Consider the following 12,419-nt stretch of genomic DNA (forward strand, 5'->3'; position numbering starts at 1 on the left):
GCGGCGCGATGGCGAGGCCTGCGCAGGTGGGGCACTCCATGCCGAGAAGGTCATGTATGAAGCCCATCACGTTCGCACCTCCTGCACTCCGCTCTCGGTTTTGTTGACGTCCTGAGCCATCTGGATCTCCTCGGCGTGTGGTGGTGACCCCGTTCTTCACACGAGGCAGGCCGGCCCTTCGTTCAACCAGCGCATCCGGCCAGGTGAGCAGCTTGCGCGAGCAGGTGAACTTATGGTCCCCCCTGCCTCGTGTGGGGAGTGTGACTCTCCCTCGTCTTCTTTCCATCACGCGCAGCGCCCCCGGACCGCTACGCCGCGCCGTTGTCGCTTCCGTCCTTGTCATCTGCGCCGCGTCAGGGCTGTCTGCCTGTGGCAAGAGCATCGCGATCAGTGACAACCCGAGCTCGGCCGCATCGGCTTCCGCCTCGGGAGCGCCGTCCGGCCAAGCAGCGGGCAACACCGCGCTGCAGGTTGTCGACACCACGGCCGCCCAGGACGGCAGGACCGGTACCGGCGGCACCGTGGTCGGCGCCGCCACACAAGAGTTCCCCCCGCAGTGGGTGCAGTTGTCCGCGGTGTCCTCGCCCCCGCTCGGCTCACCCCATCTGATCAACATCAACCAGGCGGCGCTTTATCGCTTCGACAACGACACCGCGAGCCCGTCGCAGTCCGCCTGCAACGACGACTGTGCCGCGCAGTGGCCTCCTGTGACGATCAGGCAGGGCGGGAACGTCTATCTGGCAGGGGTGAGCCCCCAGCGGATAGGGGCAATCCAACGCCAGGACGGTCGGATCCAAATTACGGTGGGTGGCCTGTCTATCGCTACGCCGGTGACACCAAGCCGGGCGATCTCAACGGCCAAGGCATCGGCGGAACATGGTTCGCCGTTGGGACCAGCGGCAAGAAAGTCACACGCTGACGTGGTCGGCACGCACAAGCCTGCCCTCGCGCCCAGGTTCTTCTCGCTTGTTGTGTATCGTCCGGCCTCGAACACACGTGGGCCGTCGCCCATGCCGTAGCCCAGATGAATACCTTGCGCGCCAAGTGTTACCAGTGGGTGCGCAGGTTCGCAGCCCAGGGCGACGCGGGGCTGCCCCACCGTTCCGGCCGGCCCCGGGCAACCCCGCTCCGCGCTCCGGCCACGATCGAGGCCGCGGGGTGTGTGAGCTGCGTCAGCGCCAGGATCGGACCGGTCAGGACCGGCCGAACCTGGGGCTGCCCGACCCGACGGTCACCCGCGTCCTCGCCCGTCACGGCCCACCCCGGCTGGCCTGCGGCCGGTCCGCAGCTACGAGCGGATGAGGACGGGCGGCTGGTCCACGTGACATTGCTACCGCCGCAATCGTCGGCTGCCGACGGCACCCGCCCTGATCTGCTGCTCGCGGGCCGCTGTGCCGGACGGCAGGCCTCCTCCCATCCGCAGGTTTCGCCCGGGGCCCCTGGAAGCTTGGCAGCAATGGTGCCCGGCTGTACACCGACATCCCGGTTGCCTTACAGATCCAAAACGACGCCTTCGGTGGGCTTGGAGCAGCAGATGAGGATGTTGCCTTCGGCTGGTGGTTCGACCGGATCCGGGGAGTACTCGACGGTGCCGGCCATCAGGGCGAGTTCGCAGGTGTGGCAGACGCCGGTACGACACGACCACTGGACCGGGACGTCGCACGCTTCGGCGAGTTCCAGCAGGGAGTCCTGGTTGTTGTTCCAGGGGACAGTGAGGCCACTGCGGGCGAAGGACACGGGAGGGCCGGTGCCGGCGGAGCCTGCGGGCTGGTGGGGCTCGGGTACGGTCGAGGAATCTTTCACTCCCGGGGTGAGGGAGGGCCCGGCGCCGAAGATCTCGGTGTGCACTCGGGACGGTTCCAGCCCGGCGTCGACGAGCGCGGTGGTGAAGCCGTTCATGAAGCCCACGGGCCCGCATAGGTAGGCGTCGGCGTCGGTCGGCAGACCGAGACCGAAGATGCGGTCGACCGAGAGTCGGCCAGCCTCTGTGTAGTCCACGCCCTGGCGGTCGGTGTCGTTCGGTTTGCTGTAGTAGATGGTCGATCGTGCGTTCGCGAGTTCTTCGATCAGGTCGTGGCTCTCTTGAGCGAAGGGATGCTCGGTACTGTCACGGGCTGCGTGCAGCCACCACACCTGGCGCGGGGAGTGGCCGCGTGCAAGCGCGTGGAGCATGGCCAGCACGGGAGTCACCCCCACCCCGGCGGACAGCAGCACCACAGGGTTGTCGCCCTTGGACAGGCAGAACGTTCCGCGGGGCGCGGCGGCGTCGAGGCTGTCACCGACTCGGACGTGAGTGCGCAGCCGGTTGCTGGCCGCGCCGTGCGGTTCCACTTTCACGCTGATTCGATATGTGCCCGCGCTGGGTTCGCCGGACAACGAGTAGCTGCGGATCAGAGGCGGCACATCTGCCTCGAGCGGGACCTTCACAGTGAGGAACTGACCGGGCGAAGCAGCGGGCAGTGCTGAGCCGTCGGCTGAGGCCAGGGACAGTGAGAACACGCTCCGGCTCTCGGGCTGTATGTGCGTGACGGTCAGGGGGCGAAATCCCGGCCAGCCGGGTGGCGGGGCGCCGGCCGCCGCCGTGAGCCCGGCACTGCCCGAGGAGCGGGCCGTGTCCCCCTCGGCCTGGTCCAGGAGCGTGTGCATTGAGCCCTGCCATCCCGGACTGAGGGCCGGGATGCGCAACGCCCGCTCGACCTGCGCGCGGGTGTGTCCGGGTAGGTAGAGCACCCCGTCGATCTCCTCGACGGTCATCGCCTCCGGGCCCGTGGAGACTTTGACGATCTCCTGCCCGGCTTCTACCTCACCCTCCTTGATCACCCGCATGTAGAAGCCTGGGCGGCGATGGGACACCATCAGCGCTGCCATCTGTGGCTCCCCCATGCGTAGACCTACCCGGTAGCACGTCACGCGCGGCTGTGTGACTTCGAAGAGCGCGTCGCCGATGCGGTACCGATCCCCAATGCAGACCTCGTTGTCCGCAAGGCCGTCCACGGTGAAATTCTCACCGAACTCGCCCGGTTGCAGATTCTCGCGCCCCAGCTCCTTCGCCCAGTACTGGTAGGACTCGGTCTGGTACACCAGTACGGCCCGCTGCTCACCGCCGTGTCCGCCCAGATCTCCCTGGCCGTCCCCGTCGATGTTGAGGCGCCGCACCATCCGCGGCCCGGTGACGGTCTGCTTGTATACGCCGGTGTGCACCGTCTTCCCGTGCCAGGGCACGTCGTGGGGCATTCCGACGTTCACTGCCATCAACGTAGCCACCACGTCACCTCTCATGCGGGGCCCTCCCCCGCCAGAGAGCTCGCCCCGTCACAGAATGGAAATCTCCTCGGGCGAAGGCGTCGGGGACACGGTCGGCGACACCTTCACCGACTAGCCGGAAGACCTCTTTCCGGCATCCGCAGGTGCCGTCCGCACCTCAAGCGAGGACACGGCCGAGAAATCCGTGGATGTACCCGCTAATGGCATCCAGGTGTGTCTCCAGGGCAAAATGCCCGGCCGGCAGCAGATGGACTTCCGCGTCCGGCAGGTCGCGCGCGAACGCCCGCGCGCCGTCTGGCCCGAAAATCTCGTCCCTCCCGCCCCAAACCGCGAGCGTCGGCACCTGGCTGGTGCGGAAGTAATCCTGCAGCTGCGGATAGCCGTCGATGTTGGTCGGGTAGTTACGGAACAACGCCAACTGCACCTCGTCGTTGCCGGGTCGATCCAGCAAGGCCTGGTCGTGAAGCCAGTTGTCCGGACTGACCAGGCTCCTGTCGGTGGCGCCGTTCTGGTACTGCCAACGGGTGGTTTCTGCGGAGAACTTGGCCCGTGCGCCCGGCTCGGTGTCGGGCCCGGGAGCGGAGGCATAAGCGAAAAGGTCGTCCCAGAAGGGCTCGGCGAAGCCCTCCATGTAGGCGTTGCCGCTCTGCGAGACGATAGCGGTGACCTCGTAGGAGGGATTGAGAGCCAGCCGCCACCCGATGGGCGCCCCGTAGTCGTGGACGTAGACCGCGAAGCGCTTGATGTCCAGGTGGTCGAGAAGTGCGGCGGTGATACGGGCGAGATTGTCGAAGGTGTAGTCGAATTCGTCGGCCCTGGGCATGGATGACTGGCCGTAGCCAATGTGATCAGTGGCGATCACGTGGTAGCGGTCGGCCAGTGCAGGGATGAGGTGGCGGAACATGTGTGAACTGGTGGGAAATCCGTGCAGGAGCAGGATGACCGGTGCGTCGTTGGGGCCGGCCTCGCGGTAGAAGACCTCTTGGCCGTCAATAGTCGCTGTGTTGTGATGCGTAGGGAGCACGTCGACCTCCGGGAGCGCCAGAGCGCGGAATCTGCGTCAAAAAATCCGTCCGCAAGTGGCCCATTCGACACGAGTGGATGGGGCGGTCGTCACCGGAGGCCGGGGACTCTTTTCCCTCAGCGGCCTGCCGCTTTTCGCTTTTCGGCAGGCCGGTGCACGACGCCACCATTTCAACGCTAGACCCGACTCCCAGTACGAGCAACGCGGCAACGACCGGATAGCAGAGTGTGATCACCGAACTGCATAGATGTATTCTCGAATGTCCGGCGTCGTTGGCACATCCGGGCGTCCGGGGCGCCTCATCGAAAAGCTTGCGAGTCTAAGGTGGCGCGCAGGGTTTCGGCCGCACTCGAACAGGGCGGTTGGCGCGAGCGAGGGAAGACAGAGCACATGGGAATATTTCCAGTCGTCGGTGCGTCATCTCTAGCAAACCCGTCATCGCTAACAAACCGTTGAAACGACGGCAGGGGAAGATGAATATGAGAGGGAGCCGATCTCACCTGGCCTCTTATCACGAAGGCGAGTTGGCCGCCCAGGATCTTGCAGGTTTTCGTGAGAGTGCCGACCGCTTGCGCCCGATCATCGGCGAGTCCCTTCCGCAGGGCGCGGCAGGTTTCTTGGCCGAGCTCAGATTTCTCGTAGTCGGTGCTGCATCTCCGGATGGGCAGGTGTGGGCATCCGTTCTTTACGGAGAACCGGGTTTTCTGCACGTGCTCGGTTCCCGTGATGTGTACATCGGTGCCCGGCCTACAAAGGTGGACCCACTGGCGGCGGTCCTGCAGCAGCCCACGCTTGTGGGCACTCTTGCCATCGACCTTCCGAACCGTCGACGGCTCCGGATCAACGGCAGGGTGACTCCCTCACAAGACGGGCTCCGACTGTCCGTGGACCAGGCGTACGGGAATTGCCCTAAGTACATCCAGCGCAGATCACCTCAGAAAACCGGTCCGGCTCGTTCGACGCGAATGGTGTCGGAAGGCAGCGAATTGACTGCGGAACAACGCCGGGTGATCGATACCGCAGACACCTTCTTCATCGCCTCAACCTCCACAGCAGGAGACGCCGACGCTTCCCATCGGGGCGGTAACCCCGGCTTCGTCCGCAGTCTTTCCGCGGACCGGGTCCAGTGGCCCGACTACGAGGGGAACACGATGCTGATGACCTTGGGAAACCTCACCGTCAATCCGGCAGCAGGTCTGGTGTTCATCGATTGGCAGCGCGGTGCGACCGTGCAGCTGACCGGTACAGCGACAGTCAACTGGAGTGCGCACGCCGCTGCCGGATTTCCCGGCGCGGAACGAACGGTGGAATTCAGGGTGACCAAGGTCATCCAGATCGACCACTCTGAAGACGCCTTGAGCTGGTCGGCACCACAGTACTCACGGTTCAACCCCCCGGTGGCCCCGGCTGCTTCGGACGGCTCTTAGCACGTTTATGCTGCTCCTCCTCCCGAGTTTCTGTGCTGTGCGGGGCGACGCACAGCACCCGTGCCGGTGAAATCGCCTCTCCGACGTTGCCCCTTCGCGATCAGGCATAGCGCTGAGTTCGGTACGTCTCCAACAGGCGGAGCCAAACTTCGCTGGCGGTGGGGTAGCTGGGCACGACGTGCCACAGCACGGAAAGCGGCACCCGGGCAACAATGGCCGTCGTGGCGGAGTGGACGAGATCCGCGACGCCCGATCCGACGAAGGTCGCGCCCACCACCGTGTCGCTCACCCGATCGATGACGAGTTTGGCGCGCCCGAGGTAGTCCTCACGCATCACATACGTACCGGCGAGGGCAGCCATGTCGTACTCGACCGTTGCCACGTCGAGTCCTGCCGTGCGGGCCTGCCACTCGGTCATACCTGCTGATCCGACTTCCGGGTCGGTGAACGTCACCTGCGGGTTGCCGCGATGTCCGTCGGCAGCGCCCCGCGCACCGCTCTGTGCACCGGCCGTCGGCCGCCCCGTGGCACGGGCGGCAATCACCTCACCAGCGACCCGCGCTTGGTACTTGCCCATGTGAGTCAACAGCGCACGTCCGCAGACATCACCCACCGCGTACAACCAGTGCCCGCTCACCGCCTGCACAGCCTGCTCGTCGTCCACCTCCAGGAAGCCGTCGTCGGAGCATCCGACCGACGACAGGCCGATGTCCTGAGTGTTCGGCGTACGGCCGGTGGCAAGCACCAGCTCGTCACCAACGAGCGTGCTGCCGTCGTCCAGCCAGGCGGTTACCTCTCCGCCATGTGGCAGCCCGACTCCCGTGTCGCGCGGGTCGTCGCGTCCCACCTTGGTGATCGACCTTCCGGGAAGCAGCCGCACCCCTGCATCCCTAAGCCGGTCACCGACCATACGTCCGGCAAACGGTTCCTCTCGCGGGAGTAGCTCAGTCCGCCGGTACACGACGCTCAACTCGGCCACGCCCAGCGCCCGCAACCAGGTCGCCGCCTCGCACGCGACCACTCCACCGCCCAAGACGACGACACGGCGCGGCACCTCATGCAGGTTGGTGACATCGCGGGAGGTCCACGGGCGGGCCTCCCTCATGCCTGGGATCGAGGGCACGGCGGTGCAGGAGCCTGTGTCGATCACCACCGCGTGCCTGGCGGTGAGCACACGGGTACCGCCCGCTGTCATCTCCACCGCCACCGAGCGCTCCCCGTCGAGCCGCCCGTATCCGCGTACAACGTCGATGCCGACGCCGAGTGCCCAGCCGATCTGCGAGGAGTCGTCGAGGCCGTTTACGACAGTGTCCCGGCGAGCCAGTACCGCCGGCACGTCCAACTGGTGTCCGGTCAACAGCGAGGACACACCGGGCACATGCTCTGCGTTTTCCAGTACGTCGGCGGGGCGCAGCAGAACCTTGCTGGGCATACAGGCCCAGTACGAGCACTCGCCACCCAGCAGTTCCGCTTCCACCAGCACCGCGTCCAGACCTGAGAACTGCGTGGCGTATTGAGCCGCGTTCTCGCCCGCCGCGGCCCCGCCCAACACGATGACGTCCCACTCGGAGCGATCAGGATCCACACTTGCTGTCATAGTCGCGCCTTCCTATATGGGTTGCGGAGAATCGGGACGCGTGGACTCCTGTGAGGCCCGTCTGTGGTGGGAATACGTTGGCCATTGCGTGCATGGCTCCTAAGGTCTGTCCCGTAATCCCTGGCGATTCAGCTCGCGGCGCCGGATGCGGTGCGCCGCAAGGCGGAGGATCGTCCCGTGCTAGGCGCATGCGGGCGTTCAACGCGGCGAGGTACCGCACTTGTCGACGTGCGCCCACCAGGGGTTACTGGACAGCCCTTAGGAATGCCGAGGGGGACGGGAAACCCACCTCGTTTTAGTACTCGGTCGACAACTCCGGACGCTGTGGTGCACAGAAGATTTCCTTCCGCGGGGCGCCATTTGGGGGCAACACTTACGGCTCGTTCGGGTGTCAAGCTCGATTGTGTCAACGCCCCATGTGAGAAAGCGTACGCCTTCGGCCTGGTCCTAACCGCTTGAAGCCCGCGAGAGGGCCACTGCAGCTGCCCACCCGTGGCATGCATGCGAGCTGCCGGATCATGAAACCATCGTTGACCGGCCCCGCACAGACAAGAAGCGAGCGGGAGCCCGGTCAGCACACCGAGACGGCTGCGCAGAGCAACGCGGGGGCCGGATACCGGCAGTCCCGCGCATCGCGGGGATCGGCGACCGGCATCAGGAAACGCCGCAGGTCAGCGACATCGCTTGGGGTGAGGGGATCGTCGGGAGCCCACTTGCTCCACCACGAAGGGATGGGCAATGGACAGGCACGGTCTCGCTCGGTTCTCATGGCTCTCGACAACCACACGAGGCTGGCGAACCGGACCAATCTCAATCGCGCAATGTCCCTGGCGAAAGCACGGCCATGCCGCGGATCACCATGGACGACCAGCCCCGCAACCGGCAGAACGTCCACCTGGCCGTGGAGGTGTTCGACGACTCCCTCGCCGCCTCGCTCGGAGGCTGACCCGGACGATCGAGGACGATCCGGGCCAGGCGGCTCCCCTGGAGCGGGTCGCACCGGGTGCCTGGCCACGACGCCGGACGGCCAGTGGAGCGGGCCGTCCAGCTGTCGTCGTGCCGCGCCACGGAGATGGTGGGCCGTAACAATGGGTGAGCCAGGGCTCGGTGAGGGACTCGTCGACGGCGCGTGGGTGAGGACGCGTTCTTCCTGCAGCAGTGTGACTGACCTTGGGGAACAACTCCTCTAGTGTCCTGAGTCAGTAATTCGTTTGCAGTACGTGGCGAGTGATTCGAGGATCTGGTCGGCTGTCTTGGTCCAGATGAATGGCTTGGGGTCTTCGTTCCAGGTGGTGATCCAGTTGCGGATGTCCTTCTCCAGGGCCTGGACGGATTTGTGGACGCCGCGGCGTATCTGTTTGGCCGTCAGCTCTGCGAACCATCGCTCTACGAGGTTCAGCCAGGAAGAGCTCGTGGGCGTGAAGTGCATGTGGAATCTGGGATGGGCCAGGAGCCATTTCTTGATGTCGGCGGTCTTGTGGGTCGCGTAGTTGTCGCAGACGAGATGGACCTCGAGGTCGTCGGGGATCTCTTTGTCGAGCTTGGTGAGGAACTTCTTGAACTCCGTCGCGCGGTGGCGGCGGTGGAGGGAGCCGATGACTTTGCCGGATGCGGCGTCGAACGCGGCGAAGAGGGTGGTGGTGCCGGCGCGGACGTAATCGTGGGTGGCCCGCTCCGGCACCCCCGGCATCATCGGCAGGACTGGCTGAGACCGGTCCAGGGCCTGGATCTGCGACTTCTCGTCCACACACAGCACCAACGCCCGTTCAGGCGGGTCGAGATACAGGCCGACGACGTCGTGGACCTTGTCGACGAAGAACGGATCCGTCGACAGCTTGAACGACTCGAAGCGGTGCGGCTGCAGCCCGAAAGCCCGCCACACACGTGAAACCGTCGACTGGGACAGACCCGTCTTCTTCGCCATCGAGCGCGTCGACCAATGCGTGGCGTTCTCCGGCTTCGACTCCAGAGTCCGTGCGATCAGATCCGCGACCTGCTCGTCCAAAACCGTGCGAGGCCGGCCAGGACGCGGCTCGTCCTGCAGACCAGCGAGCCTGTCGACCAGGAAACGCTTCCGCCACTTCGACGCCGTCTCCCGCGTCACACCGATCTCGCCCGCGACTGCCTTCGTCGAGACCGGAAACCCGTCCTCACCCACCGCTTCACACGCCAGGATCAAGCGGGCTCGAAGAGCCATGTCCTGGGCACCCTTGCGCCGCCGCACCCACCGCTCCAACTCCCCGCGTTCCGCAGCAGTTAGATCCAACGGCACAAGCTTCGGTCCCGGACGAGTCATCCCCAAACCATAGACGAATTATTGACTCAGGACACTAGGCACTGTTTCTCGGATCTCCGGACGTGAGTGGGGTGTTGGGGTCTGGCTGGCTGTATGGGCCGTGGGGATCTGACGAATGCGGAGTGGGATCGGCTGGAGTCGTTCTTACCTCCTGGTGGTGCGCGTGGGGGTCGGTGGAGCGATCATCGGCGGGTGATCAACGGGGTTCTCTACAGGGTGCGGACGGGTGTGCAGTGGCGGGATCTGCCGGAGCGGTTCGGGCCATGGGAAACGGTCTATAAACGGCATCGCCACTGGTCAGCTGATGGAACCTGGAAGATGCTGCTGTCGCGCATCCAGGCTGCCGAGGACGCCGCGGGCGGGATCGACTGGGATGTGTCGGTGGACTCGACGGCGGTGCGGGCCCACCAGCGCGCCGCCGGCGCGAGGAAAGCGTCGGCGGCCGCGGTCCCTGAAAAGGGGGCCGCCCGGGGGACGAACCAGGTCGATCCGGTGCTGCGGAAACTGGCCGTCCGGCTGGAGGAGGTGGTCAGATCGGCGAGTGTCTGGGACGTTCCCGCGGCGGCTTCACCACAAAAATCCACCTCGTCGCCGAGGGACGATGCCGCCCCCTCGCTTTCGTCCTGACACCCGGACACTACGGTGACGGCCCCCACAGCTCGACCGCGTGTCGGAGCAGGTCTCCGTGCCCCGCACCGGAGTCGGACGGCCCCGCACGCGACCCGACCATGTCTTGGCGGACAAGGCCTACACGTCCCGGAAGAACCGCCGTTACCTGCGACGACGCGGAATCCGACACACCATCCCCGAACGTCTCGACCAGCAAAGTCACCGGCAGAACCGAGGTTCTCGAGGAGGCCGGCCCACCGGGTTCGACAGCGAGCGCAACAAGAAACGCAACACCGTCGAACGCGCCATCAACCGACTCAAAGGCTTCCGCGCCATCGCCACCCGCTACGAGAAACGCGCCTACATCTACCTCGGCACCGTCACCCTCGCAGCCATCATGATCTGGCTCCGAGCATGATCCGAGAAACAGTGCCTAGGTGATCGGTGACCGTCACGGTGGCCAGGTGTGGGGCGAATCGCCGGCACCGGTTTGGCGTCCGCAGGAACGGTCCAGGTCAGAGGGGGCAGCGATGCCCGGCGGACGCTGCTGCTTTTCCCTCAACTCTTTACGACGGCTATGGCTCTTCAGGAGGGGGAGGATCACGGAACGGCAGCCTGCCTCCTGAAGAGCCGGTCGGCCGGTCCATGAGGTTGGAGCGGCCGCCTACCACACTGGCTCCTTACCCCTTCGGGAAGATGGAGTCACCGGAGACGGTCCGGGTGGAGCCGCTCTTGAGGGTGAGGACGACCTTGCCGCTGGCGCTGCCCGTCGGCTCAGCGGACGGCCACCAGGCGGTGAACCGGTCGTTCTGGATGTTGGCCTCAATAGTGCGGCCGCCGTCGTGCAGGGTCACGGCCTTGACATCGGATCCTACCGAGCCCACGAGGTAGTTGAAGCCGGTGCTCCCTTCGCCGTGGCCACCGGCCGAGTCCACCTCGATCGCATTACTGGGGACCTTCTTGACCGGATCGATCACCGCGGTCATACCCTGTCCGGTCTTGTCGGTGAGGCAGTAGGAGATGGTCGTCCCGCCGGTAACGACCACAGAGGTGATCGAGCCGCGCACGTCCAGGTTGCTGTACGAGACCGGCTTGCCGGAGTAGTCGCTCCCCAGGGCCTTGACGCACCACTTCTCCGCGACGGTGGCCTCGGGCGAGGTAGCCGCCAGCTGACTCGGCGTGCCGGTCCAGCTCGCGAGTTCCGCTGAGGACAGCGGGCCACTCGAGCCTGACACGCTCTGCGATGTCTGACTCACTACGACTACGACTACGGCCGCGGTGGCAGCGACAGCGCCAGCCGCCACCCAGTTCAACAGGCGACGACGAGCCGGGGAAGCCGACTGCGTCGTGGAAGCGGCGCCATGCATCACGGTACGCAACAGATGTTCCTTACGGTTGTTTTCGGTTTCGGTCAGTTCACGGACGGGAGCAGCGTCCAGGGCGGCCAGCAACCGAGGGAGATTCTTCTCGCGATCGTTCACGTCTCTTCCTTCAGCGCGTCAAAGCCGGAGCGGATGTGGTCTGGCTGGTCGGCCCGAACAGCTTGGCCAGGCGACGTTTGGAGCGGGAGAGCCGCATCGTGTAGGCCGCGCGTGAGCAGCCGAGCACAGTAGCCGCGGCCCGGTCCGTGAGGCCCTCCCACACATGGAGCGCCAGTACTTCCTGGTCGGCAGCCGACAGCCGACGCCAGGCGGCTACGAGGTCCATCCGGTCCTCGGCCTCGATCATCCCGTCGTAGCTGTCGTCGCCACCGTTCTCCATGACACGCACCGCGACAGCCGTCTGGCGACGCTGCCCGCGGTGGGCGTTAAGCATCGCTTTACGTGCGGTGCCGAAGAGCCACGGACGTGGGTCTTCGGGCAACTCGCTCCGACGACGCCACGCGGCAAGGAACGTTTCACCGACGATGTCATCCACGTTCATCGGGTGAGCACGCCGACGGACGAAGCGCAATACGTCCTCATAGTGAGCGCGGTAGACATCAGTGAACTCGTCCTCGGTGTCGATGGCCATGGCTTCCTCTCGCTGCTTCCATCCCTACGTGTCCACCACCCGCGAAGGTGCAACGCGAGAATTCGAAGGAATTTGCGCCGGTCCTTAGCAGCTCGGAAGACGGAGCTCGGTGCTGGACAAAAGAGCCGAGCCCACCGCGGGTGTTCCCGCGGCGCGCCAGCGCATCAGTTCCTAGCGCTAGAGGCTCTT

The 12,419-nt window shown here is 65.5% G+C and carries 8 protein-coding genes and 2 pseudogenes; 4 read left to right on the forward strand and 6 right to left on the reverse strand.

All coding sequences use genetic code 11. From position 1 onward, the window contains the following. Nucleotides 1–575: 575 nt before the first annotated feature. Both OG878_RS40045 and OG878_RS40050 read left to right on the forward strand, forming a co-directional pair. Nucleotides 576–662, forward strand: a pseudogene (locus OG878_RS40045) (hypothetical protein); the annotation flags it as partial. Between the two features lie 35 nt (nt 663–697). Beyond that, the gene (locus OG878_RS40050; RefSeq protein ID WP_328891976.1) at nt 698–919 is read left to right on the forward strand and encodes a hypothetical protein; all 222 of its coding nucleotides are present in this window, start codon (nt 698–700) and stop codon (nt 917–919) included. Nucleotides 920–1,491: 572 nt separating this feature from the next. Here the strand turns inward: OG878_RS40050 and OG878_RS40055 are convergent. Beyond that, nucleotides 1,492–3,252, reverse strand: coding sequence for an MOSC and FAD-binding oxidoreductase domain-containing protein (locus OG878_RS40055; protein ID WP_328891652.1), 1,761 nt, complete (start codon nt 3,250–3,252; stop codon nt 1,492–1,494). Between the two features lie 169 nt (nt 3,253–3,421). Beyond that, nucleotides 3,422–4,288 (reverse strand): alpha/beta fold hydrolase, encoded by an 867-nt coding sequence (locus OG878_RS40060; RefSeq protein WP_328891653.1) that lies wholly within the window; start codon nt 4,286–4,288, stop codon nt 3,422–3,424. Between the two features lie 524 nt (nt 4,289–4,812). Between OG878_RS40060 and OG878_RS40065 the strand changes: the two genes are divergently transcribed. Further along, on the forward strand, nt 4,813–5,715 hold the full coding sequence (locus OG878_RS40065; RefSeq protein WP_328891654.1) for a pyridoxamine 5'-phosphate oxidase family protein: 903 nt from the start codon (nt 4,813–4,815) through the stop codon (nt 5,713–5,715). A gap of 100 nt (nt 5,716–5,815) precedes the next feature. Here the strand turns inward: OG878_RS40065 and OG878_RS40070 are convergent, their stop codons facing one another. Beyond that, entirely contained in the window at nt 5,816–7,312 is a 1,497-nt protein-coding gene (locus OG878_RS40070; RefSeq protein ID WP_328891655.1) for a dihydrolipoyl dehydrogenase family protein, read from the reverse strand. 1,186 nt (nt 7,313–8,498) lie between these two features. After that, a complete protein-coding gene (locus OG878_RS40075) occupies nt 8,499–9,608 on the reverse strand; it encodes an IS630 family transposase (protein ID WP_328885022.1) in 1,110 nt (369 codons plus the stop codon). 93 nt (nt 9,609–9,701) lie between these two features. Here OG878_RS40075 and OG878_RS40080 point away from each other — a divergent pair. Beyond that, nucleotides 9,702–10,635 (forward strand): annotated as a pseudogene (locus OG878_RS40080) (IS5 family transposase). A gap of 262 nt (nt 10,636–10,897) precedes the next feature. On the opposite strand, the gene OG878_RS40085 reads toward OG878_RS40080, so the two are convergent. Beyond that, nucleotides 10,898–11,698, reverse strand: a complete 801-nt coding sequence (locus OG878_RS40085) for a hypothetical protein (protein WP_328891656.1) — start codon at nt 11,696–11,698, stop codon at nt 10,898–10,900. Nucleotides 11,699–11,708: 10 nt separating this feature from the next. Continuing rightward, entirely contained in the window at nt 11,709–12,230 is a 522-nt protein-coding gene (locus OG878_RS40090) for an RNA polymerase sigma factor (RefSeq protein ID WP_328891657.1), read from the reverse strand. Nucleotides 12,231–12,419 lie beyond the last annotated feature (189 nt).

Origin of the sequence: Streptomyces sp. NBC_00316, assembly GCF_036158715.1 — a bacterium.
In the GTDB taxonomy this organism is placed as follows: Bacteria; Actinomycetota; Actinomycetes; order Streptomycetales; family Streptomycetaceae; genus Streptomyces.

Coding starts and splice junctions, on each gene's coding strand:
- OG878_RS40055 (WP_328891652.1), bottom strand. CDS start 3,252: ATGGCAGTGAACGTCGGAATGCCCCACGACGTGCCCTGGCACGGGAAG.
- OG878_RS40070 (WP_328891655.1), bottom strand. CDS start 7,312: ATGACAGCAAGTGTGGATCCTGATCGCTCCGAGTGGGACGTCATCGTG.
- OG878_RS40075 (WP_328885022.1), bottom strand. CDS start 9,608: ATGACTCGTCCGGGACCGAAGCTTGTGCCGTTGGATCTAACTGCTGCG.
- OG878_RS40090 (WP_328891657.1), bottom strand. CDS start 12,230: ATGGCCATCGACACCGAGGACGAGTTCACTGATGTCTACCGCGCTCAC.